The following is a 25,322-nucleotide window of genomic DNA, read 5'->3' as shown; positions in this document are numbered from 1 at the left end:
CAGGCATGGAATTTCTGAAACGTATCGGCGCTGTGCTGTTCTCCCGGCAGACGCTCGCGCTCATTGCCGTGCTCATGGTCGCGGCAGCTATCTGGTTCATCGGGCCGCTGCTCGGGTTCAGTGGCATGCATCCGCTGGCGGGCATCGGCGCGCGCGTCACGCTCATGGTGCTGTTGCTGGCAACGACGCTGTTCTGGTTGCTTGGCTGGCCGGTCTCCACGACAGGCCTCGCCGCGCTGTGTCTGCTGATCTGGCATGCGGGGCCGTTGCTTGCGATTGGCGCCAGCCATCCGCTGGAGTCGAGCTCAGTCCGCATTCTGCTGATCGCGGCGATTGTGCTCGTGTTCGTCGTCTATGTGTTGTACCTGCTTTGGCAGCGCGCACGCACGGACAAGACTTTTGTCGAGAGCCTGCTGAACTTTGGCGGGAAGCGCGAGGAGGTTGTGGCCAAGGATGAAATCGCCAGGCTGAACACGGCGGTTCAGACTGCCCTGCGACAACTCAAGGGCATGCGTAGCGGCAGCCGGGTCGGTCGCCTGTTCGAAGGCCGCCGCTACCTCTATGAACTGCCCTGGTACATGATGGTTGGCGTGCCGGGGGCCGGCAAGACGACGGCGTTGCTGAACGCCGGACTGCAATTCCCTATCGCGGGTCAGATGAGTGCGGCGGCTCGCGCACGGGATGGCACCGAGCAGGCAGATTGGTGGTTCACCAATGAGGCGGTTCTGATCGACACGGCAGGCCGCTATACGGCGCAGGAAGCGGGTTCGGCGATCGACCCGGCAGAATGGAAGGGATTCCTCGGCCTGCTGCGAAAATATCGCGCCCGCGCCCCGATCAACGGCACGCTGGTGACGATCAGCGTGGAGGACCTGCTTCGGCACTCCAAAGAGGAGCGGGTGATCGAAGCGGCCAGGATTCGGGCGCGCCTGGCCGAACTGCGCGAGGAACTGGGCATCCAGTTTCCTGTCTACGTGCTGGTGACCAAGGTTGATCAGCTTGCCGGCTTCACGGACTATTGCCAGTACCTGACCAGCGAAGGCCGTGCCCAGCCTTTGGGGTTCACCTTTCCGGTTGCGGGAAAGCGGCGGCGGGGACAGCCAGCAATCGATGTTGTTGCGCAGTGCCGTGAGGAGATGTGGGCGCTGGTGGAGCGGCTGGAAGCCGGGCAGGTCGGACGGCTGTATGAGGAGTTCGATCTGGCCCGACGCCGGGCGCTCTACGCGCTGAGCGACGAGTTCGCGAGCGTGACGGAGCCGCTTGTCGCGATGCTGGAGCAGGTATTCCTTGACTCGCGCTATGACGACACCGAGCGGAATTCCATGTTGCGCGGCGTGTATTTCACCAGTGCGGCGCAAACCGGGGAAGCGATCGTCGCGGATGCGAGCACCGTGATCCGGCGGGTGCGTGGCAACGGGAAGTCTGGCGCCCAGGACGCCGCCGTCGCGGAAAAGTCAACCGGCAACCGCAGCTACTTCCTGCAGGACGTCTTCAAGCGCATCATCGTGCCCGAGGCGCACCTGGTGAAGCCGAACCTGCGCTGGGAGTTCCGCTTCCGCCTGTTGCGCCTGTTTGGCCATGCGCTGGTGCTGGTCATTTCCCTGTGGCTAGCCGGAGCGCTCTATATGAGCTTTGGCGACAATCGCAGCTATCTGGCGGTGGTGCAGGAGAAAGCCAAGGCGCTGGCCGCCACGGTAACGGCGTTTTACAAGAAGCCGCAGCCTGATGCGATGCCGGAGGTGTTGGGAGCGGCCCGCGACCTGCCTGCCTACGCCGGCCTGGATCTGGTCAATCCTTCTGCTGATTGGCGCTACGGCCTGTACAGCGTGGTGCCGGTGCTGGGCGCCGCGACCTTGACCCATACCAGGTTGCAGGACAACCTGCTGGTGCCGTACCTGGTGCGCCGGGTCGAAGCGGTGCTGTCAACGGCGGTCAGTCAGCGCGACGCCAAGCAGGCCTACGACACGCTGCGGGTCTACCTGATGCTGCATGACAAGGACAAGTTCAACGCATCCGACGTGCGTAGCTGGGTGCGCAGCGACTGGGCGACGGGCAACGGGGCGGATGCCTTTGGTGGCCGCGTGGCGGTGCTGGAGCATCTGGACAGCCTGCTCGATGGCAGCCGGCCGGTCTTGTCGCCCTACGCAAAGAACGAGGCACTGATCCGCTCGGCGCGCGATTTCCTGGACAGCGATACCTCGGTCGAACGCCTGTATGACCGCGCCAAGGCGGCCATGATGGAAGAGGCACCGCAGGATTTCACGCTGGTGCGCGCGGTCGGTCCCCAGGCCGGCACGGTCTTTACCCGGGCCAGCGGCGAGCCGCTGGAGCGCGGTATTCCGGGGCTTTTTACCTATGCCGGCTACCACGACCTGTTCAATGTCCGTTTGCCGGAGTTTGTCGGCAGGGCGCAGGCGGTCGACATTTGGGTGATGGGGCGTGGAACAGGGCCTGGCGCTCAAAAAAAAACGGCTGACAATGCCGTCGGCCGGCTCACGGGCAATGATCCGCTCACGCGCGAGATCCGGCGCCTTTACCTGAGCGAATATGCCCGGAACTGGGAGAAGTTTCTGGGTGACATCCGGACCGTGACGGGAAGCAACCTGGCCTTTGACCTGGAGATCCTGCGCAACTTTGCCGCGCCGGATTCACCGCTTGCCCGGCTGGGCAGGGCCGCGGTGCAAGAAACGACGCTCAGCCGCACGCTCGAGCCCGAGGAAAAGTCCCTTGCGGAGAAGGCGTTGTCAGCGCTGGACAAGAAGGCCGACAAAGCCAGTGCACTGAGCGTGCGTGCCGAGGCCCGTCAGGAACGCGAGCTGGTCGATAGCCGCTTCGCCGCGCTGCGCGAAGTGGTTACCGGCCAGGCCGACGCGGCGGCGCCAGGCACGCGGGACACCGCCGGCAAGCCGCAACTGGATACGATTGCCGGCATCGTCAATGCTTACTACACCAGTCTGGTAGTGGCCAATAACGCGCTGAGCACCCGGAACCTGCCGCCGCCCGCGGATGCAGGCGAGCAGTTGCGCATGGAGGCGGCGAAGCTGCCGGCGCCCTTCAAGGCGGTGCTGACCGACCTGGTCGTGCAGGGCGCCAGGGACGTCAACAAGGGTGTTGGCGATATCCTGATTGCGCAGATGGACGCCGTCATCGGCGAGAGCTGCCGCGGCGCCATCGACGGCAAGTATCCGTTCACGCCGACGTCGATGCAGGACGTGGACCCGGAAGACTTTGCACGCGTCTTCGCCGCGGGCGGAGTGTTGGACGACTTTTTCCAGAAGGTGTTGGCGCCGCACGTGGATACCACCATCTCGCCTTGGCGCTACAAGCTGACCGCCCCCGACGTGCCGCCCGTGGCTGGCCCGAGTCTGGTGCCGTTCCAGCGCGCCAGGGAAATCCGGGAAGTGTTCTTCCGGGATCCGGGAGCGAAGAAGATGGCCTGGAAGGTCGACCTGAAGGTGGTCGAACTCGATCCCGAAATCGTCGAGCTGAACATGGACTTCGACGGACAGAGCCAGCGTTACGTGCACGGTCCGGTCATCCCGCTCAAGGTGACCTGGCCGGGACCGCGGGGCGGGCAAGGGGCCGAGATCACTGCCAGCCCCCGGATTCGTCCGGATACCTCGACGCTGGCCGCCAACGGCCCGTGGGCCCTGATGCGGGTGATTGCCAAGGGCAGGCTCGCCGGCTCCGCTAGCGCCAGCCACTTCATGGCCGAATATGACTTCGACGGCCGCAGGGCGAAGCTCGATATCAATACCGGCAGCCTCGCCAACCCCTGGACCAGCGGGCTGCTGCAGGGCTTCCAGTGTCCCGGGAGATCCGGGTGATCACGGCGCCGTCGATTTTCGGCAAGCTGCCCGCGCTGGGAGACTTTGTCCGCCACAATGCGCCGCTGGACCAGGTGCAGGCGTGGCGGAGCTGGTTCGATCATCGGGACGGCGAACTCCTGGCGAGGGCGGCGTCGCATTCCGCGGGCGGCGGCGTCCGGCATTGGCTGCACCTCACCCCGCCCAGTCTCTCGGTTCAGTCCCGCTTGCGCCCGTCTGAACCATGCCTCTTCATCCTGCGCCCGCACGGCCTGCAGTTTCCCAGCGAAAGCAGCTACCTGCTCGGTGTCTTGGCTGCATCGCATGACCGGGTTGGGCGCCGCTATCCGCTGGTGGTCTGGCAGGCCGCGAGCGCGCAATGGGCCGGTCATATCCTTGCCGCGCCCGCACAGTGGCTTACCGATTTGGTGCAAATCGTGCACGGCCACACACACACGGCGGACCGCACCGGCCTGGCCGCGGCGGTCGATGCCCTCTGGGCCCGCCATCGGCCAGGCTGGCGTGAGCGTGTCCAGCGTTCGCTCAGGCGGCTGGCCGATGCATCCCGGCCTGGCGCTTCAGGCGACGGCGTTATCGGGCCAAAGTCAACGCGAGACGACTGGCCCCCGGGCCTGTTGCGCGATGGCAGCCTTGGCAGCGTTTGGCAGTCCGCTGCCCACTGCGCTATCGAGATTGACGGCGTTGCTTCCATTCGCCGAATCGTGGCCGGACTCTGATCCTTCCTCCAGGGGGGAATTTTCTGCCAGCGCCATTACCGACGGCTTACCTCAGCCTCAATGGCTCCAGCAATGCCCCGTCATACTCTCCTCGCGAGATCCGTCCAAGCTCCAGCATCCGCTGCAGGATATAAACCTGCCGCTGCCGCGCCCGCCTCGGATTCGCCACCGGATTATTAGCCGACGGCGCCTTGGGGAGCCCGGCAAGCATCGCGCACTCAGCCAGCGTCAACTGATCCAGCCGCTTGCCAAAGTAAGTCCGCGCCGCATCGGCAAAGCCGTACGCCCCCTGGCCCAGGTAGATCTTGTTCATGTACAACTCCAGGATCTCGTCCTTGGTCAGCGCCTTTTCAATCCGGTATGAAAGCAGCACCTCGTACAGCTTGCGGGTATAGGTCTTGTCCCGCGACAGGTAGAAATTGCGTGCCACCTGCATGGTGATGGTCGATGCCCCCTGCGACAGCTCGTCCGACAGGTTGGCAACGCCGGCACGGACGACGCCGATGTAGTCGATGCCGTCATGCACGTAGAAGCGCTCATCCTCGATCGCCACCACGGCGCCGGTCAGCTCGCGCGGGATCTTGCCGATGGGCACGTAGTCGGGCGTATGGCGGAAGGCGGTGAGGGCGTCGAGCGACGGCAGCTGCCGGTTGGCGGCCAGGATGGCGATGGCAGCCAGCAGCGCGCCGCCGATCACGGCGAGCACCAGCAGCTTGATGAAGGCGGACCAGAGTCTTTTCATGGCACGTATTGTGCCAGCCGTGTGCGGCAGGGTGCGAGTCCCGCCGCAGGCGGCATCTTCAGGCCGTGGGGACGGCCACGTTGAGCGACTGCGCCAGGCGCTCAAGATTGCGCCAGATGGCCGGGTTGATGTTTAGCGTGTCGCTGGCCTGCGCCCGGTTGGCGGCCTCGTACTCGCCGGGGTACTGCACGCGGTCGACGCCCGGCGCCGGCGGTGTGTCGTGCAGGTAGCGCACGAACGCCTCGACCTCGGCGCTCTGCCAGTCCAGGCCCAGGTCCAGCGCGGGATTGAGCAGCACCGCGAACAGGTTGTTGGTGGCCACGCCGCCGCGCGGATTGTCTGGCTGGATGGTACCGCCGCCGGACAGCACGCCCGCCAGCAGCTCGGCCACAACGCCCAGTGCGTAGCCCTTGTGGCCGCCAAAGGGCAGCAGCGCGCCGGGGTGTTCGCCGAACATGGTTGACGCGTCGGTGGTGGGGTTGCCGTCGGCGCCGATGATGCTGCCTTCGGGCGCCGGCTCGCCTTTCTCGGCCAGCACACGGGCCTTGTTGATGGCAATCGCGCTGGTGGCGATGTCCACCACCAGAGGCGGCCGCCCGTTGGGCATCGGGCCGGCGAAACACAGCGGGTTGGTGGTGAGCCGCGCCACGCGGCCGCCGAACGGCGCTACCACCGGCGCGCGGTTGATCACGTTGGTGAAGCTCAGCAGCACAAAGCCGGCGGCGGCCGCCATCTCGCCGTAGTGGCCCATGCGGCCGAGATGGTGCGAGCGGCGCAGCGTGACGATGCAGTGGCCATGCTGGCGCACGCGCTCGATCGCTGCTTGCATCACGGACTTGCCCACGTGCTGGCCGAAGCCGCCGTCGCCGTCGAACACCATCAGCGTGCCCTGGTCCAGCACGCATTTGGCGCGGCCTTGCGGGTTGACGCTGTGGCTGTCGAGGGCGGTGCGGTAGTTGGGCAGGATCGACAGGCCGTGGCTGATATAGCCGCAGCGGTCGGATTCGACCAGGTGCTCGGCCACGTCGTCAGCGATGTCGGCGGGCACCTGCTGCGCGGCGAGGATGTCGCGGGCAAGCTGGCGGGCGCTGGTGAGGGAGATCTTCATGGTTCGTACCTCCTCAGACCCAGCCCAGCCAGCGCCAGTAGGTGGCTGCGAACAGCAGCATCATGGCGTAGCCGATGATCGTCACGGGGATGCCGATGCGCGCGAACTGGCGGCCGTTGAAGGTTTCCGTGCCCAGGCACACCATGTTCTGCGGCGCGTTGATCGGCAGGATAAAGCCGAAGCTGACGGTAAAGCCCAGCAGCATGGTCATGCCCACGCGGTTGATGTCGCCGGGCAGTGTCTGCAGCACCGCGATCAGGATCGGCAGCAGTGCCGCGGTCAGCGCGGTGGCGCTGGCAAAGCCCAGGTGGATCAGGATCAGGAAGGCCGACAGGATCGCAAACACCGGCAGCGCGCCGTGCGCCGCCAGTCCGGAATGCGTGACCACGAACTGCCCCAGCCACTGGCCGGCGTTGGTGGACAGCAGCGCCGTGCCCAGGCTGATGCCGACGCCGAACACGATCAGCGTGCCCCACGGCGTGCGTTGCTGCATGGTCTTCCAGTCCATCACGCCGATGCGCGGCATCATCAGGATCACCAGGCCGACGAAGGTCACGGTGGCGGTGTCGAAGCTGTGCAGCTTGCCTTCGGTGGCCCAGAACAGCAGCAGGCCCAGCGATACCGCGGCCAGCCGCTTCTGCGGCGCGCTCATGGGGCCGAGGGCCGACAGCTCGCGCTGCACGGCTTCCTTGCCGCCGGGGATGGCGTCGGTTTCGGCGGGCAGCAGCAAGCGCACCAGGAAATACAGCACCACCGACATTGCGATGGCCCATGGCGCGCCCGCGATCAGCCATTGCAGCCAGGTGATGCGCTCGCCCAGCAGCTTGTCCATGAAGCCCACCGTCAGCAGGTTCTGCGCCGCGGCGGTCTGGATGCCGACGTTCCAGATGCTGGTGGCCTGCGCCACCGTGATCATGATGCCGGCGGCGATATTGGACTTCTTGTCGACGCCGAAGGCGGCGATCACGCCCATCATGATCGGCACCACGCAGGCACTGCGCGCGGTGGCGCTGGGCACCACCAGGCTCAGCGCGATGGTGACGGCGATCGTGCCGATCAGGATGCGGCGCGTGCTGGTGCCAATGGCAGACAGCGTCACCAGCGCGATGCGCCGGTCCAGCCCGGTCACGGTCATCGCCGCGGAGATGAACAGCGCCGCGGCGACCAGTGCCAGCGCGGTGTTGGAGAACCCCGCCAGCGCCATGCCGAGCGCCTTCGAGGTGCCGTACTGCACCGAGGGGTCGTTGACGGTCGGCGCAAAGCCGATCAGCCCCGCCATCAGCGAGGTGATCATGATGGCGCTGGTCTCATATGACACCGCCTCGGTGATCCACACCACGATGGCGAAGGCGAGGATCGCCAGCATGCGCTGGCCGGCGACGGTCAGCCCCTCGGGCTGCGGGATCGCCAGCACCACCAGCAGCGCAGCAACGGCGGCGAACAGGCCCCAGTGCAGCGTGAGTTTCGGCGCCGGCACGACAGCCTGTGCAGCCGCGGCGGAAGGGGAGGAAGGGGGGGAGGCGGAAGTATCTGTCATTGCCGGCATCCTTTTGGTTGGTGATCCTGCTCGGTACCCGGGTGCACCTGGCTCGGACGGCTCTCGGCAGACAGTGCGGCGCGCCGGCGCTGGGACAGCGCGGCCGGCAGGACAGGCAGGTGTCGGTCGCGAGACGGCATCCGTGTGTGGCGTGCCCGGAGCGGCCTCGCTGCTGGCGTGGCCGCCGCGTTCGACATGATAGGAATTTTCCGACCGGCAGCCGGCCCTGTCGAGGGCGATTCCAAGCTATTTCCGCCCGCCATGAGCAAGATCAAGTCCACGTGTGATCAATGGATACCCGCGCCGCCGCAGGCGTCATACCAGTGAGAAGCTCGCCACATAACGTCTGGCGGCGGTGTGTGTGCGCAAGCGCGCCACCATGGCCCCGGCCGGGTGATGCATGAGCGGGAGTGATCTGAAATAATTGGAGCCGACCATGAAGGTTTTAGTACGTGGACTGAAAGCAGGCCTGGACGCGGCGGCACTACGCGAGGCGCTGGCGCGGTATGCGAAGATCCGTTCGGTGGAACTGGTGGAAGCGGGCGACCCGAAGCACCCGTGGGCGTGGGTCGATATCGATGCCAGTGCGCTGACGGTGTGGAAGCTGGTGGCGCGGCTGGACCGGCGCTATATCGCCGGCTGCCACCTGCGCTGGCATGTGCCGGCATACCGCGCGCGCTGATGCGCCGGCACAGCATCGGCCTGCATCGCAAGGACAATCAGGAAAGAACAATGATCAAGTGGCTTCAACGCGCAGGATGCCTGTCCGCCCATGCCGTCGTGCCGCAGGCTCCGGCCGCGGCCAGCGTGCAGGGCCGGCATGACCTGGCATTCGACACCATCAGCAATGCGCGCGACCTGGGCGGCCTGGCCGGCGCGGGCGGACGCCGCGTGCGCCAGGGGCGCCTGTACCGGAGCGGCAACCCCGCGCTGGCCAGCGCGGCGGACCTGGAGCGGCTGCAGACGCTCGGGCTCGACATGGTGGTGGATTTCCGTTCGCCCGGCGAGAAGTCGCCTGAAGAGGCCGCCTTCGGCCAGCGCTTCCACTGGGTGGCGGCGCCGGTGCTGGAGGGCAGCATGGCGATGGATGTGCTGATGCCGCGCCTGCGCGCCAGCACGCCGGCACAGATGGATGCCTTCATGCTGGAGGTCTACGGCGACTTCCCGGTGCGCTACCGCGAGGCCTTTGCCGGCTTCATGCGTACCGCGCAAGGCGGCAAGACGCTGCTGTTCCACTGCACCGCCGGCAAGGACCGCACCGGCTTTGCCGCACTGCTGTTGCTGGCGGCGCTGGGCGTGGCGCAGGACGATATCCTGGCCAACTACCTGGAGTCGAACCAGCGCAATGCGCAGTTCAACCAGACTGCGCTGGCGCGCATGGCCGGGCTTGGCGTGGCCCCCGCGGTGATGACGCCGCTGCTGGAAGTCCGCGCCAGCTATCTCGATGCGTCGATGCGGGCCATCGACGCGGGCTGGGGCAGCGTCGACAACTACCTGCGCGACGCGCTCGAAGTGGACGTCGCGCAGCTGCGCGGGCACTACCTGGCAGGCTGACTCAGAGCTGCCCGCATTCGCGCAGGATGCGGGCGGTGTTCAGCGCAATCATCCCTTCTTCATCGGTCGGCAGCACCAGCACCGGCACGCGGCTGTCGTCGCGGCTGACGCGCTGGCTGTTCTCGCCGTTGGCGCCACCGTCGAGCGCGATGCCGAACAGCCCCGACAGGTGTTCGCAGATGCGTGCGCGCACCGGCGGCGAGTTGGCGCCGATGCCCGCGGTGAACACCAGCGCGTCAAGGCCGCCCAGCGTGGTGGCGAGCTTGCCGATCTCCTGCGCGGCGCGGTAGGCATAGAAGTCCAGCGCCAGCCGCGCGCGCGGCGCGGATTGCAGTCAGGTTGTGCGGCTGGTGCAGCGGTGCCAGCGGCACCAGCGCTTCCAGCTTTGCGATCACCTCGTCGTCGATGCGCACGGCCTGCGCATAGTCGGCACCGCCATGCACCACGCGATGGCCGATCGCCACCGGCGGGTTGTCGCGCAGGCCCACGCTCAGTACCAGCCGCACCAGGCGGAAGGCGGCGTCGTGGTCGGCCACCTGGGCCTGCGGGAAGGTCTCGTCGGCGACCACGCGCCCGTCGGCCATGCGCGCGGTCAGGCGCGGCGCCACGCCGATGCCCTCGATCTGGCCGTGCGCGCTCAGCACCGGGTTGATGTCGGCATTGCCATGCGCGGCGTCGGGCACGGCGTAGACCGAGACCTTGACGCTGGATGAGCCGGCGTTGACAACGAGGATGACGGGATGCACGGCGGGGTGGATGGCGGGCACGCTGGATGGACTCCCAAGTGGTTGCGCAAGGGCTGCACGGGCATGGCTCAGACCTGCGCCGCGGCTGCGGCGCTGCGGCGCGCATGGGCCAGCAGCACGGCAATGGCGCAGCTGCCGATGCGCGCGCGTACGCTGTCGGCCCGGCTGGTGAGGATGATGAGAACGCGCGCGCCCAGCACGATGCCGGCGGCTTCGGCGCCGGCCAGGAAGGTCAGCTGCTTGGCCAGCATATTGCCCGCTTCCCTTGCGACAGGCGCCGCCCGGTGCGCAGCCCGCCGGCCGCGCGCGGGTGCGCGATTGCTGCGGTGCGCAAAGTGCCTTGCGCCAGTATAGGCGACGATTCTTTCCAGTCGATGACCGCGCGGCGCGCTAACAGTGTGGCATTGCGCGCAGCCAGTCTCTGGGTTGCACCGCAGGGCAGCGGCTGGTACGCTTGGTTTTGTTGCAGAGCAACATGCGTCACTCCGGCCGCGCCGCCAAGCGCGCGGATACGCCGGACGGGCGCCAACCAGGGGAGTGGAATGACCGCACGCGAACGCGCCGACCTGCCGCGGGACAGCAGCGCCACCTCGACCGCTACCAGTCTGTCCGCGCACGCCAACCCGTTCGCGGCACTGGCACAGCCGGCGCTGGAATACGCCCTGGACGCATGGCAGCGCACCGTGCTGCTGCTCGACATCCTGCGCCAGCGCGGCAACGAGTCCGCCGAGCATGAGCTTGAGGGCATGCCGCCCGTGCTGGTGTTCGAGCACGAGCTGCTGGCCGATGGCCGCCAGTTGCCTGAACCCGCCAACTACGCGCTGCTGCGCATCGTGCCGCCGGCGGACAGCCCGACCGATCCCGCCCTGCGCCCCTTTGTAGTGATCGACCCGCGCGCAGGCCACGGCCCCGGCATCGGCGGTTTCAAGGCCGACAGCGAGATCGGCATCGCGCTGCGCACCGGTCATCCATGCTATTTCATCACCTTCTTCTACGAGCCCTGCCCGGGCCAGACCATCGAATCGGTGGCGCGCGCCGAGGCTGCCTTCCTGCAGATCGTTGGCGAGCGCCACCCGGATGCACCGGGCAAGCCCTTCATCATCGGCAACTGCCAGGCTGGCTGGGCGCTGATGATGCTGGCCGCGGTGGCGCCGGAGCGCACCGGCCCGTTGCTGCTGGCCGGCGCGCCGCTGGCGTACTGGTCCGGCGTGCGCGGGCGCAACCCGATGCGCTACAGCGGCGGCCTGCTGGGCGGTTCGTGGCTGGCCTCGCTGATTGCTGACCTGGGCAATGGCCGCTTCGACGGCGCCTGGCTGGTGGAGAACTTCGAACAGCTCAATCCCGCCAATACACTGTGGGAGAAGCTCTACGACGTCTATGCGAAGGCCGACACCGAAGGCCCGCGCTTCCTCGACTTCGAGCGCTGGTGGGGTGGCCACTTCCTGATGAACCGCGCCGAGATCGACTGGATCGTGCAGAAGCTGTTCGTCGGCAACCGGCTCACCGCGGGCGAGGTGCGCAGCACCGACGGCAAGACCGTGGTGGACCTGCGCAACGTGCGCTCGCCGGTGATCATCTTTGCCTCCTGGGGAGACAACATTACGCCGCCGCAGCAGGCGCTGAATTGGATCCCGGACCTGTACGCGAGCGATGAGGAACTGGTCGCCAACGACCAGGTGATCGTCTACTGCCTGCACCCGACCGTGGGCCACCTCGGCATTTTTGTCTCCGCGGGCGTGGCCAACCGCGAGCACAGCGAACTGTTCTGCGCACTGGACCTGATCGACGTGCTGCCGCCGGGCCTGTACGAGGCGAAGATCGAAGACGTCGCGCCCGACCTGCGGCACCGCGACCTGGTCGAAGGGCGCTACCTGATGCGCTTCGAGCGCCGCGGCATTGCCGACATCCTGGCGCTGGACGACGGCCGCGACGACGAGCGCGCCTTCGAGGTGGTGCGGCGCGTGGCCGAGGTCAACCAGCATATCTACGACACCTTCGCCTCGCCGTGGGTACGCGCCATGTCCAACGAACTGAGCGCGCAGTGGCTGCGCGCGCTGCATCCCGCGCGGCTGGAGCGCGAGCTGGCGACCGACGTGAACCCATGGATGGCGTGGATCGGCGCGCTGGCGCCGATGGTGCGCGAGCATCGCGCGCCGGTATCGGCGGACAATCCGCTGCTGACGCTGGAGCACGCGGCCTCGGCGCAGATCGTCAGCGCGCTCGACCAGTTCCGCGACCTGCGCGATGCCTGGTACGAGCGGGCCTTCGAGGCGATCTACGCTTCGCCGGCGATGGCGGCGCTGGTGGGGCTGCGCGCGCCGGCGCCGGTCAACCTGGAGTCGCCCGTGACTGTGGCGCTGCGCAAGGAGCTGGCCGCGCGCCGGCTGCATGATGTCGAGGCGGCGATCGGGCAGGGTGGCACGCTGGAGGCCTTTGTGCGCGTGCTGGCCTACGTCGCCGATCGCCCCAGCGCCATCGAGGAGCGGCCGTTCAACCTGCTGCGTCGCATCGCGCGCGAACAGCAGCAAGCCACCGGGCAATCCGGCGGCCAGGCCGACCTGGCCGCGTTCAAGACCGCGGTGCGCCAGCAGAGCTTTATCGTCAGGCTGGATCCGCAGCGCGCGATCCGGGCGCTGCCGGCACTGGTGCCGGACCGCGAGACCCGCCGCAAGCTGATGGTGGCGGCGCATCGCGTGATGACGCTCGGCGGCCCGCTGTCAGGCGAGCGGCTGGGGCGCTATCGCGAAGTCGCCGAAGTGATGGGGACGGGTCATCCGCGCGAGGTTGCCGACTCAGCCAAGGGGGATGAGGCCGCGCACCAGGACTGAGTGCGCCGGACCGATCCGCAATTCGGATTACCATAGCCGCGTCTCGGACTCCATTGCGGTGCCGGCCACCGGCACCCGACATCCATGCTTGAACTTCAGGGAGCCATCTGGTTCCGCTCCGGCTCGCAAGACTGGGGCGGCAAGGACCGCATCGCGCTGCTCGCTGCCATCGGCGAACACGGCTCGATCACCGCAGCCGCGCGCGCGGTCGGCATCAGCTACAAGGCCGCGTGGGACGCCATCGATGCCATGAACAACAGCGCGGGCGAGCCGCTGGTGGTGCGCGCCGCCGGTGGCAAGGGCGGCGGCGGCACGCACCTGACCGCGCGCGGCGAGCAACTGATCCGCACCTATCGTGCGCTGGAAGGCGAACACCAGCGCTTTGTCGCACAGCTGTCGCTCTTGGGCGAGGGGGCGGCCGACGATATCCACCTGATGAGGCGAATGATGATCAAGACCAGTGCACGCAACAAGCTGTTCGGGCGCGTGGCCAGCGTGCGCGGCGGCGCGGTCAATGACGAGGTCGTGCTGGAACTGCCCGGCGGGCAGCAGATCGTTGCCACCATCACGCATGAAAGCGTCGAGACGCTGGCCCTGGCCGAGGGCGCGGAGGCGTTTGCGCTGATCAAGGCATCTTCGGTGCTGGTGGGGCTGCCCGATCCGGGGATGCGGCTGTCGGCGCGCAACCAGCTGCCGGGCGTGGTGTCGCGCGTGATGCCGGGTGCGGTGAATGCCGAGGTGGTGATCGAACTCGACGGCGGCGGTACGGTTGCGGCGATCGTGACCAATGGCAGTGTGGAAGCGCTGGGGCTGCAGGTGGGGGTGGCTGCGCTGGCGGTGTTCAAGGCGTCAAGCGTGATCCTGGGTGTAGTGGCGTGAGGTAGTCCTGCGGCAGGAATGGGAAGATGGGCGGGCATGGCGGCTGCCCCCGGCGTGCAATAATAGCCACCCAAAAAAACAGCCGTTCCACATCCAATGCACGCCGCCCTGGCCGGCTTCTCCCTCGGTCTTTCCCTGATTCTTGCCATCGGTTCCCAGAATGCTTTCGTGCTGCGACAAGGGTTGCGGCGCGAGCATGTGTTCTGGGTCTGCCTGGTGTGCGCGCTTTCCGATGCGCTGCTGATCCTGCTGGGCGTTTCCGGCTTTGCCGTGATGATCCGCGAGCTGCCCTGGCTGGGTGCGGCGATGCGCTACGGCGGCGCGGCTTTCCTGATCTGGTATGGCGCGCGCAGCTTCCTGGCCGCGTGGCGCTCGAACGCGGTGCTGGATCCCGGCGACGCCGCGCCGCGGCCGCTTGGGGCCGCGCTGGCGGTGTGCCTGGCGTTCACCTGGCTCAATCCACATGTGTATCTCGATACGGTGATGCTGATCGGTTCGGTGTCGATGCAGTTCGCAGGGAACGCGCGCGAGTTCGCCGCGGGTGCCATGACCGCGTCGTTCCTGTTCTTCTTTTCGCTGGGCTATGGCGCGGCGCTGCTGCGGCCGGTGTTTGCGCGGTCGCGTGCGTGGCAGGTGCTGGAAGTGGTGATCGGCATCACCATGTGGGTGATTGCCGCGCGGCTGCTGCTGGGCTGATTGCAAGGAGACAGACGCATGCCAAGAAACGTCGAGATCAAGGCCCGCATTGACAGTATCGAAGCCGTGTTGCCGCATGCGGCAGCGCTGGCCGACAGCGGTCCCGAATACATCCGCCAGGACGATACCTTCTTCCCCTGTGTCAACGGCCGGCTCAAGCTGCGCGAGTTTGCGCCCGACCGCGGCGAGCTGATCTTCTATGCGCGTGCCGACGAGGCGGGGCCGAAGGAGAGCTTCTATATCCTGTCGCCGACGCGATCGCCGGATACCCTGCGCGCGGCGCTGGCCGCGGCGCATGGCGAGGGCGGGCGGGTGCGCAAGCTGCGCACGCTGTACCTGGCTGGCCGCACGCGCGTGCACCTGGACCGGGTCGAGGACCTTGGCGATTTCCTGGAATTGGAAGTGGTGCTGGCCGAAGACGAGCGCCTGGAGAACGGCGTGGCCGAAGCCCACGCATTGCTGGCGCGGCTGGGCATTCCCGCGTCCAACCTGATTGAAGGCGCTTACGTCGACCTGCTGCGCGCGGCTCAGGCCACGCGCGCCGACACCGGCGCGTAGACCGGCGGATGGTGGCGGCTGGTGCCGCTGCCGAAGATGCGGCCCTCGCGGATTTCCAGCACGTGGTCGCCCAGCGCCTCGACATCGGCGGGATCGTGCGAGATCACCAGCATCGGCACATCCAGGCTGGCCTGCAGCGTGCGCAACTCCGCGCGCATGCGCGCGCGCAGCGCGGGGTCGAGCGCGGAGAAGGGTTCATCCAGCAAGACGATGTCGGGCTGCGCCACCAGCGCGCGCGCCAGTGCCACGCGCTGCTTCTGGCCGCCGGAGATCTCCGCCGGGTAGTTGCCGACGATGTCGGCCAGGCCGAAGGCGTCGATCCAGCGCTGCGCTTCCGGATGCACGGCGCCGCGGCGCGGGTTGCGCCAGCCGCGCGACAGGCCGAAAGCGATGTTCTGGCCCACGGTCAGGTGCGGGAACAGCGCGTATTCCTGGAACAGGTAGGCCACCCGGCGCTCTTGCGGGCGCACGTCGATGCCGGCGTCGGCATCGAACAGCGTGCGGCCGTTCAGCACGATGCGGCCGCTGTCCGGTGCCAGCAGGCCGGCGATGGCGCGCAGCGTCAGGCTCTTGCCGGCGCCCGAGGGTCCGAATAGCGCAATGCGCCGGCTGGTCGAATCGAAATCGATATCCAGTGCAAAGTGGCGGTCGGCCGAGACCATCTGCTTGCGGATGCTGACGTGCATGCTCATGGCGGGTCCCGGCTTAGCGGATGCGCGGGCGCAGGCGCCGGCGTTCATAGAGTTCAGCGGGATTGCGCGCGGCGGCCGGCACCAGGCGCCCGGCGACCACCAGCAGCAGCACGCAGGTGACGGAGGTCACCAGCACCAGCAGGTTGGCGGTGTTGTCGTCGCCGGCCTGCACCGCCTCATAGATGGCGACTGACAGCGTTTGCGTGCGTCCGGGCAGGTTGCCGGCGATCATCAGCGTGGCGCCGAATTCGCCCAGCGCGCGGGCAAAGGCCAGCAGCACGCCGGCGATGATGCCGCGCGCGGCCAGCGGCAGCGTGACGCGGAAGAAGATGCCGGCTTCGGGCACGCCCAGCACGCGGGCGGCGTTTTCCAGCTGATGGTCCACGCCTTCAAAGGCGGCGCGCGCTGACTTGAGCACCAGCGGGAAGGCGACGATGGTGGAGGCCAGCACCGCGCCCTGCCAGGTGAAGACCAGTTCGATGCCCAGGCGCGCCAGCCACTCACCGAAGACGCCACGGCGCCCGACCAGCACCAGCAGGTAATAGCCGAGCACCGTGGGCGGCAGCACCAGCGGCAGCGTCAGCACCGCATCGACCACGTCACGCAGCGGCGAGCGCCAGCGCGCCAGCGCCCAGGCCGCGCCGACGCCGAGCACGGCATTCAGCGCGGTGGCCCAGCCGGCCACCTTCAGCGACAGCAGCAGCGGTACCCAGACGGCGTCCATGGTGCGCGCAGCGTTCCGTCAGGGCTTCTGGAAGCCGAAACGCGACAGGATGGCCTGGCCTTCCGGCGAGGCGACGTAGTCGACGAACTGCGCCGCTTCCTTCTGCTGGCGCGTCTGGCCGGTGATGGCGATGGGGTAGGTCACCGGCGTGCGGCTTGGCACGCGCACGGCCACCTTGACCTTGTCCGGCATCACCGCGGCGTCGGTGGCAAAGACGAAGCCGGCCTGGACTTCGCCGCGCGCGACGTAGTCCAGGCTCTGGCGCACGTTCTGCGCCGGCACGCCCTTGGCGGCCACGGCGTCCCACAGCCCGGCCGCTTCCAGCGCGCCGCGGGTGTAGCGGCCCACCGGCACCGAGGCCGGGTTGCCGTAGGCGATGCGCTTCACTTCCGGGCGGGTCAGGTCCTGCAGCGAGGCGATGGCCAGCTTGCTGTCCGCGGGCACGATCAGCACCACCTGGTTGGCGGCGAAGTTGCGGCGCGAGGCCGGCGCGATCACCTTCTCGGCCTCGGCCTTGTTCATTGCCTCCTGGTCGGCCGAGGCAAACACGTCGGCCGGCGCGCCCTTGATGATCTGCTGCATCAGCACGTCGGACGCGCCGAAGTTCAGCACCACGTGCGTGCCGGGATGGGCGCGCTCGAACGACTCGGCCAGCGACTTGAAGGCATTGGTCAGGCTGGATGCCGCGGACACCACCAGGTCGGCGGCAAAGGCAGGCGGCGCGGCCAGCGCCAGCGTGGCGACGCAAGCGGCCAGCAGGAACCCGCGGCGGCAGGAACGGAGGGCAGACATCGGAATCCTCGGGAATCGGCCAGCCGGCATGTGTGGCAAGGCCTGTGCGGGTGGACTGTCACGCGCAATATACGTCTGTATATAGCGCTACGTCAATGATGCGCCATGACGGCCGTCATGGGTATTCGACGTGGCTTAAGTGCTGTATCAGGGACTGCGAATGAGCCCCAGTGGTGGGAGCCGGCGCCCCCGGGCGCCAGCCGTGCCGGTTTCACGCCGGCGGCATGCCATCCTTGAACAATGACTTCAACTGGGTGCGCAACTCAGGGGTGTCCTGATGCTGGTGCACCGCTACCGCGTGCTGGACCGCGGCTTCGAGCAGTTCGTCTTCGCTGTCGGCGCTCATTGCCACCGTGCAGTGGGTGTCGCTCGGGAACTCGCGGCAATCGATAAACTTGCGTGCCATGATGCCTCCTGACGCCGGCCCGCAGAGTGGGCTGGAGCCGGTGCATCCAGTATAGGCACGGCGGTAGCCGTCTACAGCACTGGCGTCAGCACTCTGCCGTCAGCCAGGAATGCATCCAGGTTCTGCAGCGTCAGCGCGGTCATGGCGGCGCGCGTTTCATGCGTGCCGCTGGCCATGTGCGGCGCCAGCACGACATTGTCCAGTGCCATCAGTGCGGGCGGCACGTTGGGCTCGTCCTGGAACACATCCAGGCCGGCGCCGCCCAGGCGCCCGTCAACCAGAGCCTCGACCATTGCCGCCTCGTCGATCACGCTGCCGCGCGACACATTGACCAGGATGCCCCTGGGCCCGAGGGCGTCGATGACCTCGCGCGATACCAGCCCGGCCGTCGACGGCCCGCCGACGGTGGCCACCACGAGGAAGTCGGCCCATGTCGCCAGCGCCTTCAGGTCCGGCTCGAAGCGCCACGGCGCGCCCTCGCGCGGGCGGCGGTTGTTGTAGGCGATCTCCATGTCGAAGCCCTGCGCGCGGCGCGCCACGATCTCGCCGATGCGGCCCAGCCCGAGGATGCCGAGCTTCTTGCCCGACACGCGCGTGGTCAGCGGGAAGCTGCCCTGCGGCCAGCGCCCGGCGCGCACGAAGCGGTCGCCATGGGCGATGCCGCGCGCCGCGTCCAGCAGCAGCCCGAAGGCCAGGTCGGCAACGCAGTCGTTGAGCACGTCGGGTGTGTTGCTGACCTGGATGCCGCGCGCGCGGGCCGCATCCAGCGCGATCGCGTCATAGCCCACGCCGAAGCTGACGATGGCTTCCAGGCGCGGCAGCGCATCGATCAGCGCCGCGCTGCAGCCGTGGCGCGCCGAGGTCACCACCACGCGCACCTGCTGGCCCTCGCTGCGCGCCCACGCGATCGGATCGGCCTGCTGCCACAGCGCGGCGGCGCCGTAGTGTTGCTGCAGGGTGGCATTGGTCCGCGGCGCGAGCGGGCCGACCTGGAGGATCTGGGGAGCAGGCATGGGATGCGGGATGCAAGGAGGGGACGGGCAATGGTAGCGCAAGGGGCCCCTCATGCGCAGGGAGCTGGCAAAGCGTGCGCGCGCAAGTTGCGCGATGTTCATGCAGGCCGGTGGTATCGCGCCCGCGGGCGGCGGGTTATGCTGCGATCCTGATCCCTGTTGCCCCACTTCACGTGCCATGAAAACCATCTACCTGGCTGGCTTCGACGTCTTTCGCAAGGATGCGCGCGCCTGGGGCGAGCACCTCAAGTCGCTGTGCGCGGCGCACGGCTTCAGCGGCCTGTATCCGCTCGACAAATCCGCGCCCGATGGCCTGTCGGGCGCCGACACCGCGCGCTGGATCTATGACGCCAATCTTGCGCTGCTGCGGCGCGCCGACATGGTGATGGCCAACCTCGACGATTTCCGCGGACCGGGCGAGCCGGATTCCGGCACCGCGTTCGAGGTGGGCTTTGCGGTGGCGCTGCAGAAGCCGGTCTGGGCCTACAGCGCGGATGCGGGCACGCTGCGCGAGCGCGTCACCGTGGCCACCGACGAGGATGGTGCGCCGCTGGATGCGCGCGGCTTCGTGGTGGAGGATTTCGGGCTGGGCAAGAACCTGATGCTGGCGTGTGCGGCGAAGCTGATGCAGGGTGGGGCGGCCGAGTGCCTGGCGGCGATGGCCGAGGCGATTCACCGGCGGGCGGCTGACGCGGCCGCGTGGGGCGACGACTAGCGCTGCAGCGACAGCACCCCGGCCGCGATATCGGCCGCCGTGGTGGCGACGATCTCGCGGTACGCCGCCACGACGCCATCGACCGCGCCGGGCGCCGGCAGCTCTGCCTGGGTGCGGCCGCTGACCACCTTGCCGTCAGGCAGCCGCCGCACGGTCCAGTTGATGGTGGCGCCGGCACGCTGGCCCACGTCGGCATCCAGGCGCAGCACTTCCGTGGTGATCCGGTACAGCGGCTGCACGTCGGACATCCCCTGCTGGTAGGTGTCGACCGCGCCCAGCGTGGCCTGCAGGCGCTGCGACAGCGCGTCGCGCAGCTCGTCGGGCAGCGGCGCGGACCAGCGCGCCAGGTCCAGCAGGCGCAGGCCGGCATCGCCGCCATCGCGCACCACCAGTTGCGGGCGGTTGAGCCGCTCCGGCACGCGCACCGGCGCGACCTCCAGCCATAGCGTGTGGGTCGATGCCGGCGTCGTCGTGGCCGGCAGCGGCGCGGCCGCGCCCTGCGCCAGCGTGTAGTAGCGCGGCTCGGGCGAGGCGCACCCGGCCAGCACGGCCGCGGCCAGCGCGCCGGCGAGGAGGCTGGTGATAGAAAGGCGCTTCATCATTCTTGCTCCGGCTTGCCGCGCAGCAGCGCTTCAGGGTGGCGTTCAAGGTAATCGGTCAGCGTGCGCAGCGACGTGGCGGTGCGCGTCAGCTCCTGCAGCATGCGGCGCGTGTCCTGCTGCAGCGGCGCGTCCGAGGCCAGCGTGCCGTTGGCCGCGGTCAGCGTCTTGCGCGCATCCTGCAGCGCGGCCAGCACCTGCGGCGCAACGTCGCCGTTGAGCTGCTGCACCAGCTTGTCGGCGGTTGCCAGTGTCCTGTTCAGGCTGGCCACCGTGGTTCGCAGGTCCTGGCCGATCTGGTCGAACGGCACCTTGTCGATGCGGTTGACGATATCGCCCACCTGCGCCTGCAGCTGGTCGAAGGTGCCAGGCGTGGTGGCGAATTCCGGGATCGGCGCGTCCAGGTCGACCTTGGCCGGCGGCGCCTTCGGGAAGAAGTCGAGCGCCACGTAGAGCTGGCCGGTGAGCAGGTTGCCGGTGCGCAGCTGCGCGCGCATGCCACGCTGCAGCAGCCCCTGGATGATCTTGCGCGCACGCTCGCGGTCTTCGACATCGCGTTCGCGGAAGCCCATGCGCGACGGGTACAGCTCCACCACCACGGGCATGCGGAACGCTTTCTTGTCGCGCTGGTACTCGATGCCGATCGAACGCACCTGGCCCACGATTACACCGCGGAAATCCACCGGTGCACCCGGCGACAGCCCGCGCACGGACTGGTCGAAATTGAGCACCGCCAGCGTGGGCGCCAGTTCTTCCGGCTCCTTCATCGCCTCGGCCTGGTCGTTGGCCAGCAGGAACTGCGTGTTCTCGGCTGCGGCGTCGGTGGCGGTGGTGTGGTCCGGCGCCTGGAAGGCGACGCCGCCCAGCAGCACCGTCACCAGTGACTGCGTCGACAGCTTGAGCCCGCCGGCATCGAGCTTCAGGTCGACGCCGCTGGCATGCCAGAAGCGCGTGTCGGCGGTAACCAGCTTGTCATAGGGTTTGTTGACGAACACGCGCAGCGTGAGGTCGCGCCCGTTGGGGTCGAGCTGGTAGGCCACCACCTGGCCCACCAGCACGCGCCGGTAGTAGACCGGCGAGCCGATATCGAGCGAGCCCAGCTCGGAGGCGCGCAGCACGAACTGCTTGCCGGAGGCATCGGTGGTCACCACCGGCGGCACTTCCAGCCCCTTGAAGTCGCGCGCGGATTCATTCGACTTGCCCGCGTCCACGCCGATATAGGCGCCCGACAGCAGCGTCTCCAGCCCGGACACGCCGCTGGCCGCAAAGCGCGGGCGCACCACCCAGAAGCGGGTGTCGGCCACGGCGAAGTTCTCGGCGTCCTTGGTCAGGTCGATCGACGCCACCACATGCGAGCGGTCGCGTGCCAGCCGCACCGACTTGACCAACCCGATGTCGACGTCCTTGTAGCGCACCGCCGTCTTGCCGGGCGTCAGGCCCTCGGCGGTGCGGAAGGTGACCGTGATCTCCGGCCCGCGCGAGGTCAGCGTATGCACCAGCAGCGAGATGCCGACCACCGCGGCGACGATGGGGATCAGCCAGACCAGCGAGGGCAGCCAGCGCGCGCGGCGCCGGCGTTCTGGCCGCGGCAGGCCCGGTGGTGCCGGCGGGGGCGAACCCGAGGGCGTGGAGGCTTGGTTGTCAGTGTCGGGCATTGTTGTCTTCCAGCGAATCCCACAGCAGGCGCGGATCGAAGCTGAGCGAGGCCAGCATGGTCATGACCACGACCGCGCCGAAGGCCATGGCGCCGCCGCCTGGGATGATGGTGGCCAGCGCCCCGGCCCGCACCAGCGAGGCCAGCAGCGCCACCACGAAAATATCGAGCATCGACCAGCGGCCGATCACCTCCACCAGCCCGTACAGCCGGGTCTGCTGCCGGATCCGCCAGGTCGAGCGGAAATGCACGGACAGCAGCAGGAAGGTGAGGATCACCATCTTCAGCAGCGGCACGATGATGCTGGCGATCAGCACCAGCCCGGCCAGCATGTGCGAGCCGGACAGCCACAGGTAGATCACGCCGGACAGGATGGTGTCCTGCTGCGTGCCGAGGATGGACTGGGTCACCATTACCGGCAGCACGTTGGCGGGAATATAGAGGATAAAGGCGGCCAGCAGGAAAGCCCAGGTGCGCGCCAGGCTGTCGGGCTTGCGATGGTGCAGGGTGGCGCCGCAGCGCGGGCAGGGCTCGCCCTCCAGTGTGCGCGGGCTGACCAGGTCGCAGGCGTGGCACGACAGCAGGCCCAGCCGGCTGGCGGTCGGGACCTGCGGCAGCGGGCTGCGCTCGTCGTCGTCGGTGAGTTCGGCCACCACCTCGCGCGCCAGCTGGCGCGGGCGGGCCAGGCGGCCGCCTGGCTGGCGGGGACGCTGCGTCGGCCGTTGCGGCTGTTCCGTCATCGGCCTTCCTCGCCCGCGGCCGCGGCGTTGTCATCGGGTGTTTCCAGATGGCGCCACAGGTCGCGCGGATCGAACGACAACATCGCCGCCAGCACGATCACCAGCGCCGCGAACGACCACAGCGCGATGCCGGGCAGCACGCGCGCCATGCTGGACAGCTTCACCAGCGTGACCAGCACGCCGATCATGAAGACTTCGATCATGCCCCAGGGCCGGGTCTGGCGGATGCCGCGCACGATGCGGTCGAAGCCGGCGGGCATGCGGTGCTGCGCCATCGGCACCAGCAGATAGGCCATCATCAGCATTTCGGACAGAGGAAACAGGATGGTGGTGGCGAACACCAGTGCCGCCACCAGCCCCATCTTGTCGGTGTACAGGGCCTGCACGGCGCCCAGCAGCGTGGTCTGGGTGCGGACCCCCTGCAGGTCCATCTCGACGATCGGGTAGGCGTTTGAGACCAGGAACAGGATCAGCGCGGTGATCACCAGCGGCAGCAGCCGTTGATACTGGCGGCGGCTTTCGCGGTAGAGCTGGCCGCCGCAGCGCAGGCACAGCGCGCGCTCGCCGGGCGAGATCGGCGTGCGTTCGTAGACCGCGTCACAGTATTCGCATGCCACCAGCCGGTGCAGCATGGCCGGCGAGAGGTCCGGGGTGGCGGGCGCGCCGGGCGCGTCGTGTCCTGCCATCAGCCGGGGTGCTTGCCGGTCGTGGCCGGCGGGACGTCGGGGTTGTCGACCACGGCCGGCGCCGGCGGCGCGGCCGCCAGTGCCTCGCTCTGCTTCAGGTCTTGCTTTACCTCTGCCTGCGAGCCGATGGTCCAGTCGCGCAGCAGCGCATAGGCCACTGCCAGCAGCGTCGGGCCGATAAACACGCCCAGGAAGCCGAACGCCAGCGCGCCGCCGAGCACGCCCAGCATGATCCAGATCAGAGGCATGCCGGTGCCCTTGCTGATCAGCAGCGGCTTGACGATGTTGTCAGCCATGCTGACCACGCCCACGCCCCATACCACCAGGAAGATGGCCCAGCCGGTGGCGCCGGTGTGGTACAGCCACAGCGCAGCCGGCAGCCACACCAGCGGCGGGCCGACCGGGATCACCGACAGGAAGAAGGTCACGAAGCCAAGGATGGCAGCGCCCGGCACGCCCGCGATCCACAGGCCGATGCCGGCCAGAACGGCCTGGATGAAGGCCGTGCCCAGCACGCCGTAGACCACGCCCTTGACGGTGCTGCCGGCCAGCTCCAGCAGGTGGTCGGCGCGCTCGCCGGCGATGCGGTGCATGCCCGCGCGCAACCAGGCAATGGCAAGCTCGCCGCCGGTGTAGAAGAAGAACGCCAGGATGATCGACAGCGCCAGCTGGCCCAGCCCGGCGCCGATCGACAGCCCGGCGCCCAGCAGCATGTGGCCAACCGGGGCGATCAGCTTGCGCAGGTTGGCGACCATCTCGGAATCGGCATTGATGACGCTGTTCCAGGAGTTCTGCAGGTAGGAGCCGACATAGGGAAGGCTGCTCAGCCAGGCCGGCAGCTGCGGGATGCCGTGTTCCCTATAGCGGTCAACCAGCGCGGACAGCTCGTCCAGGTGCGCCGAGAAGCTGGCGCCGGCGTAGACGAACGGACCCAGCACCACCACGGTGGCCAGCAGCACGCAGATTAACGCTGCCAAGCTGCGCCGGTTGCCCAGCCAGCGCGACAGCACCGTGTAGGGGTACCACGAGCTGAAGGCCAGGATCGCGCCCCACAGCAGCGCGGTGGTGAACGGCGCGAGCACCAGCAGCGAGCCGCCGATCAGCACGATCAGTGCGAAGACGGCTGCGATCTTCTCAATTAACTGGCCGGAACTCATGGATGGATCTCCCTTGGTCCCGTCGGTGTGACGGGAACGGCGTAAATATAGCTTACGTTGGGTGGGGCGATGCGGAAGGGGGGCGGTGGGTTAGTCGTCACTATGGCGGTGGGCCGCTGCGTGCGGCGTGTTCCCCCTCGTGGGGGCACAGTGCCATAGGTTTGTGACGGTGGATAGCGGGTGGGTGTCTGGGCTTTTTGCTAGCGGTCGGTATGTGGCGCTTGGTCGGCGTGGCTGTTTCGCCGGCGTAGCTGGCGAGTCACTTTTTGTCCGAGCGACAAAAAGTAACCAAAAACGCGTCGCCTGAGCGGCCGGCAATCAATTCCAGGGTGTTGGTGGTTCGCACGGTGGTGCTTGCCGTTCCGGCGTGGTTGCCCGTTCGACCCTGCTACGCCATGTGAGTCAGGGGCAGTGCCTGCGTACCCACTATTGAACGATCCCCATGCAGGGCGCAGGCCGCCTGCTGCGAGCGGCATCGCGGGGACGCCTACGGCTGCTGCGCGGGCTCAAAGTGCATCGTCGGTTTCTTCTGCGCTTGCGCGGGGCGCAGCCAAAGGCGTTGATGCGATGTCCGGGTGCGGGCCTGTCAGTTTTTTTGTGTGCAGGGCAGGTAAAGGCTCACCGTCAATTCGACCGGTGAGCCAGCATTATCTCAACGATGCGGATGGGTGAAGCGGTCCTCGTAGAGGATCGCAAACTGGTTCATGGCAGCCTTCCAGTCATGCGTTGAACTGCCCCACTTCCCGGTGATGTTGCGCAGGGCCAGCCACAGGAGCTTGGTCGCCGCCTCATCGCTGGGGAAGTGGCCCCGCGTCTTGATGATCTTGCGCAGTTGCGCATTGATGCTCTCGATCGCGTTGGTCGTGTAGATGATCTTGCGGATCGCCGGCGGGAACGTAAAGAACGGGATCACCTGATCCCAGGCGCGGCGCCAGGACGCGGCGATCGGGGGG

23 protein-coding genes and 2 pseudogenes are annotated in these 25,322 nt (G+C 67.9%); 9 read left to right on the top strand and 16 right to left on the bottom strand.

Annotated elements, in window-relative coordinates; translation table 11 throughout:
- Positions 1–5: 5 nt before the first annotated feature.
- Together tssM and C265_RS31065 are read left to right on the top strand one after the other, a co-directional pair.
- Positions 6–3,827 (top strand): type VI secretion system membrane subunit TssM, encoded by a 3,822-nt coding sequence (gene tssM / locus C265_RS22770; protein ID WP_010811521.1) that lies wholly within the window; start codon positions 6–8, stop codon positions 3,825–3,827.
- Positions 3,824–4,543: a TagF domain-containing protein gene (locus C265_RS31065; RefSeq protein WP_010811522.1), complete on the top strand. Its 720-nt coding sequence runs from the start codon at positions 3,824–3,826 to the stop codon at positions 4,541–4,543. Before tssM ends, C265_RS31065 begins: the two co-directional genes overlap by 4 nt.
- 46 nt (positions 4,544–4,589) lie before the next feature.
- On the opposite strand, the gene C265_RS22760 is transcribed toward C265_RS31065, so the two are convergent.
- The 3 genes from C265_RS22760 to C265_RS22750 are packed head-to-tail and all read right to left on the bottom strand — an operon-like array spanning position 4,590 to position 7,930.
- Positions 4,590–5,285 carry a transglycosylase domain-containing protein gene (locus C265_RS22760; protein ID WP_010811523.1) on the bottom strand — a complete coding sequence of 232 codons (696 nt, stop codon included), beginning with the start codon at positions 5,283–5,285 and terminating at the stop codon, positions 4,590–4,592.
- A gap of 58 nt (positions 5,286–5,343) precedes the next feature.
- Positions 5,344–6,393: an Ldh family oxidoreductase gene (locus C265_RS22755; RefSeq protein ID WP_010811524.1), complete on the bottom strand. Its 1,050-nt coding sequence runs from the start codon at positions 6,391–6,393 to the stop codon at positions 5,344–5,346.
- 13 nt (positions 6,394–6,406) lie between these two features.
- A complete protein-coding gene (locus tag C265_RS22750; protein ID WP_081645151.1) occupies positions 6,407–7,930 on the bottom strand; it encodes a DASS family sodium-coupled anion symporter in 1,524 nt (507 codons plus the stop codon).
- Positions 7,931–8,366: 436 nt separating this feature from the next.
- On the opposite strand from C265_RS22750, the gene C265_RS22745 reads away from it, so the two are divergent.
- Entirely contained in the window at positions 8,367–8,612 is a 246-nt protein-coding gene (locus C265_RS22745) for a hypothetical protein (RefSeq protein WP_010811526.1), read from the top strand.
- Positions 8,613–8,662: 50 nt separating this feature from the next.
- Positions 8,663–9,484, top strand: coding sequence for a tyrosine-protein phosphatase (locus tag C265_RS22740; protein ID WP_010811527.1), 822 nt, complete (start codon positions 8,663–8,665; stop codon positions 9,482–9,484).
- Between the two features lies 1 nt (position 9,485).
- Here C265_RS22740 and C265_RS22735 read toward each other — a convergent pair.
- Positions 9,486–10,251: pseudogene (locus C265_RS22735) on the bottom strand (hypothetical protein).
- Positions 10,252–10,298: 47 nt separating this feature from the next.
- Positions 10,299–10,493: pseudogene (locus tag C265_RS22730) on the bottom strand (phosphate acetyltransferase); the annotation flags it as partial.
- Between the two features lie 279 nt (positions 10,494–10,772).
- Between C265_RS22730 and C265_RS22725 the strand changes: the two are divergent.
- The 4 genes from C265_RS22725 to C265_RS22710 all read left to right on the top strand — a co-directional run bounded on the left by C265_RS22725 (position 10,773) and on the right by C265_RS22710 (position 15,191).
- On the top strand, positions 10,773–13,058 hold the full coding sequence (locus C265_RS22725) for a DUF3141 domain-containing protein (RefSeq protein WP_010811529.1): 2,286 nt from the start codon (positions 10,773–10,775) through the stop codon (positions 13,056–13,058).
- An 84-nt stretch (positions 13,059–13,142) separates the two neighbouring features.
- Positions 13,143–13,937 carry a TOBE domain-containing protein gene (locus tag C265_RS22720; RefSeq protein ID WP_010811530.1) on the top strand — a complete coding sequence of 265 codons (795 nt, stop codon included), beginning with the start codon at positions 13,143–13,145 and terminating at the stop codon, positions 13,935–13,937.
- A gap of 96 nt (positions 13,938–14,033) precedes the next feature.
- Positions 14,034–14,633, top strand: a complete 600-nt coding sequence (locus tag C265_RS22715; protein WP_010811531.1) for a LysE/ArgO family amino acid transporter — start codon at positions 14,034–14,036, stop codon at positions 14,631–14,633.
- Between the two features lie 18 nt (positions 14,634–14,651).
- Positions 14,652–15,191 (top strand): class IV adenylate cyclase, encoded by a 540-nt coding sequence (locus C265_RS22710; RefSeq protein ID WP_010811532.1) that lies wholly within the window; start codon positions 14,652–14,654, stop codon positions 15,189–15,191.
- On the opposite strand, the gene C265_RS22705 is transcribed toward C265_RS22710, so the two are convergent.
- The 5 genes from C265_RS22705 to C265_RS22685 form a co-directional block, all read right to left on the bottom strand.
- On the bottom strand, positions 15,161–15,883 hold the full coding sequence (locus C265_RS22705; RefSeq protein WP_010811533.1) for an ATP-binding cassette domain-containing protein: 723 nt from the start codon (positions 15,881–15,883) through the stop codon (positions 15,161–15,163). The genes C265_RS22710 and C265_RS22705 overlap by 31 nt on opposite strands.
- Before the next feature lie 13 nt (positions 15,884–15,896).
- On the bottom strand, positions 15,897–16,607 hold the full coding sequence (gene modB, locus C265_RS22700) for a molybdate ABC transporter permease subunit (protein WP_010811534.1): 711 nt from the start codon (positions 16,605–16,607) through the stop codon (positions 15,897–15,899).
- An 18-nt stretch (positions 16,608–16,625) separates the two neighbouring features.
- On the bottom strand, positions 16,626–17,399 hold the full coding sequence (modA, locus tag C265_RS22695; protein WP_010811535.1) for a molybdate ABC transporter substrate-binding protein: 774 nt from the start codon (positions 17,397–17,399) through the stop codon (positions 16,626–16,628).
- Between the two features lie 211 nt (positions 17,400–17,610).
- Complete coding sequence (locus C265_RS22690) at positions 17,611–17,805, bottom strand: DUF1059 domain-containing protein (RefSeq protein ID WP_010811536.1); 195 nt, start codon at positions 17,803–17,805, stop codon at positions 17,611–17,613.
- 71 nt (positions 17,806–17,876) lie between these two features.
- Positions 17,877–18,818 (bottom strand): 2-hydroxyacid dehydrogenase, encoded by a 942-nt coding sequence (locus C265_RS22685; RefSeq protein ID WP_010811537.1) that lies wholly within the window; start codon positions 18,816–18,818, stop codon positions 17,877–17,879.
- Between the two features lie 178 nt (positions 18,819–18,996).
- Between C265_RS22685 and C265_RS22680 the strand changes: the two genes are divergently transcribed.
- The gene (locus tag C265_RS22680) at positions 18,997–19,533 is read left to right on the top strand and encodes a nucleoside 2-deoxyribosyltransferase (RefSeq protein WP_010811538.1); all 537 of its coding nucleotides are present in this window, start codon (positions 18,997–18,999) and stop codon (positions 19,531–19,533) included.
- Here C265_RS22680 and C265_RS22675 read toward each other — a convergent pair.
- The 6 genes from C265_RS22675 to C265_RS22650 form a co-directional block, all read right to left on the bottom strand.
- Complete coding sequence (locus C265_RS22675; protein ID WP_037025098.1) at positions 19,530–20,135, bottom strand: membrane integrity-associated transporter subunit PqiC; 606 nt, start codon at positions 20,133–20,135, stop codon at positions 19,530–19,532. The genes C265_RS22680 and C265_RS22675 overlap by 4 nt on opposite strands.
- Complete coding sequence (locus C265_RS22670) at positions 20,132–21,787, bottom strand: intermembrane transport protein PqiB (protein ID WP_010811540.1); 1,656 nt, start codon at positions 21,785–21,787, stop codon at positions 20,132–20,134. The genes C265_RS22675 and C265_RS22670 overlap by 4 nt, the downstream gene beginning before the upstream one ends.
- Entirely contained in the window at positions 21,774–22,526 is a 753-nt protein-coding gene (locus C265_RS22665) for a paraquat-inducible protein A (RefSeq protein WP_010811541.1), read from the bottom strand. Before C265_RS22665 ends, C265_RS22670 begins: the two co-directional genes overlap by 14 nt.
- On the bottom strand, positions 22,523–23,212 hold the full coding sequence (locus C265_RS22660; protein ID WP_010811542.1) for a paraquat-inducible protein A: 690 nt from the start codon (positions 23,210–23,212) through the stop codon (positions 22,523–22,525). The genes C265_RS22665 and C265_RS22660 overlap by 4 nt, the downstream gene beginning before the upstream one ends.
- Complete coding sequence (locus C265_RS22655; RefSeq protein WP_010811543.1) at positions 23,212–24,369, bottom strand: AI-2E family transporter; 1,158 nt, start codon at positions 24,367–24,369, stop codon at positions 23,212–23,214. The genes C265_RS22660 and C265_RS22655 overlap by 1 nt, the downstream gene beginning before the upstream one ends.
- Before the next feature lie 652 nt (positions 24,370–25,021).
- The coding region (locus C265_RS22650; protein ID WP_010809865.1) for an IS256 family transposase at positions 25,022–25,322 on the bottom strand (301 nt) is incomplete at its 5' end.

Origin of the sequence: Cupriavidus sp. GA3-3 (assembly GCF_000389805.1) — a bacterium.
GTDB classification, from domain to species: domain Bacteria; phylum Pseudomonadota; class Gammaproteobacteria; order Burkholderiales; family Burkholderiaceae; genus Cupriavidus; species Cupriavidus necator_D.
This window is presented reverse-complemented; position numbering and strand designations above follow the sequence as displayed.

Bases quoted from the DNA above. Each gene is read 5' to 3' on its own strand.
- tssM (WP_010811521.1), top strand. From the start codon at position 6: ATGGAATTTCTGAAACGTATCGGCGCTGTGCTGTTCTCCCGGCAGACG.
- C265_RS22760 (WP_010811523.1), bottom strand. From the start codon at position 5,285: ATGAAAAGACTCTGGTCCGCCTTCATCAAGCTGCTGGTGCTCGCCGTG.
- C265_RS22755 (WP_010811524.1), bottom strand. From the start codon at position 6,393: ATGAAGATCTCCCTCACCAGCGCCCGCCAGCTTGCCCGCGACATCCTC.
- C265_RS22750 (WP_081645151.1), bottom strand. From the start codon at position 7,930: ATGACAGATACTTCCGCCTCCCCCCCTTCCTCCCCTTCCGCCGCGGCT.
- C265_RS22745 (WP_010811526.1), top strand. From the start codon at position 8,367: ATGAAGGTTTTAGTACGTGGACTGAAAGCAGGCCTGGACGCGGCGGCA.
- C265_RS22740 (WP_010811527.1), top strand. From the start codon at position 8,663: ATGATCAAGTGGCTTCAACGCGCAGGATGCCTGTCCGCCCATGCCGTC.
- C265_RS22725 (WP_010811529.1), top strand. From the start codon at position 10,773: ATGACCGCACGCGAACGCGCCGACCTGCCGCGGGACAGCAGCGCCACC.
- C265_RS22720 (WP_010811530.1), top strand. From the start codon at position 13,143: ATGCTTGAACTTCAGGGAGCCATCTGGTTCCGCTCCGGCTCGCAAGAC.
- C265_RS22715 (WP_010811531.1), top strand. From the start codon at position 14,034: ATGCACGCCGCCCTGGCCGGCTTCTCCCTCGGTCTTTCCCTGATTCTT.
- C265_RS22710 (WP_010811532.1), top strand. From the start codon at position 14,652: ATGCCAAGAAACGTCGAGATCAAGGCCCGCATTGACAGTATCGAAGCC.
- C265_RS22705 (WP_010811533.1), bottom strand. From the start codon at position 15,883: ATGAGCATGCACGTCAGCATCCGCAAGCAGATGGTCTCGGCCGACCGC.
- modB (WP_010811534.1), bottom strand. From the start codon at position 16,607: ATGGACGCCGTCTGGGTACCGCTGCTGCTGTCGCTGAAGGTGGCCGGC.
- modA (WP_010811535.1), bottom strand. From the start codon at position 17,399: ATGTCTGCCCTCCGTTCCTGCCGCCGCGGGTTCCTGCTGGCCGCTTGC.
- C265_RS22690 (WP_010811536.1), bottom strand. From the start codon at position 17,805: ATGGCACGCAAGTTTATCGATTGCCGCGAGTTCCCGAGCGACACCCAC.
- C265_RS22685 (WP_010811537.1), bottom strand. From the start codon at position 18,818: ATGCCTGCTCCCCAGATCCTCCAGGTCGGCCCGCTCGCGCCGCGGACC.
- C265_RS22680 (WP_010811538.1), top strand. From the start codon at position 18,997: ATGAAAACCATCTACCTGGCTGGCTTCGACGTCTTTCGCAAGGATGCG.
- C265_RS22675 (WP_037025098.1), bottom strand. From the start codon at position 20,135: ATGATGAAGCGCCTTTCTATCACCAGCCTCCTCGCCGGCGCGCTGGCC.
- C265_RS22670 (WP_010811540.1), bottom strand. From the start codon at position 21,787: ATGCCCGACACTGACAACCAAGCCTCCACGCCCTCGGGTTCGCCCCCG.
- C265_RS22665 (WP_010811541.1), bottom strand. From the start codon at position 22,526: ATGACGGAACAGCCGCAACGGCCGACGCAGCGTCCCCGCCAGCCAGGC.
- C265_RS22660 (WP_010811542.1), bottom strand. From the start codon at position 23,212: ATGGCAGGACACGACGCGCCCGGCGCGCCCGCCACCCCGGACCTCTCG.
- C265_RS22655 (WP_010811543.1), bottom strand. From the start codon at position 24,369: ATGAGTTCCGGCCAGTTAATTGAGAAGATCGCAGCCGTCTTCGCACTG.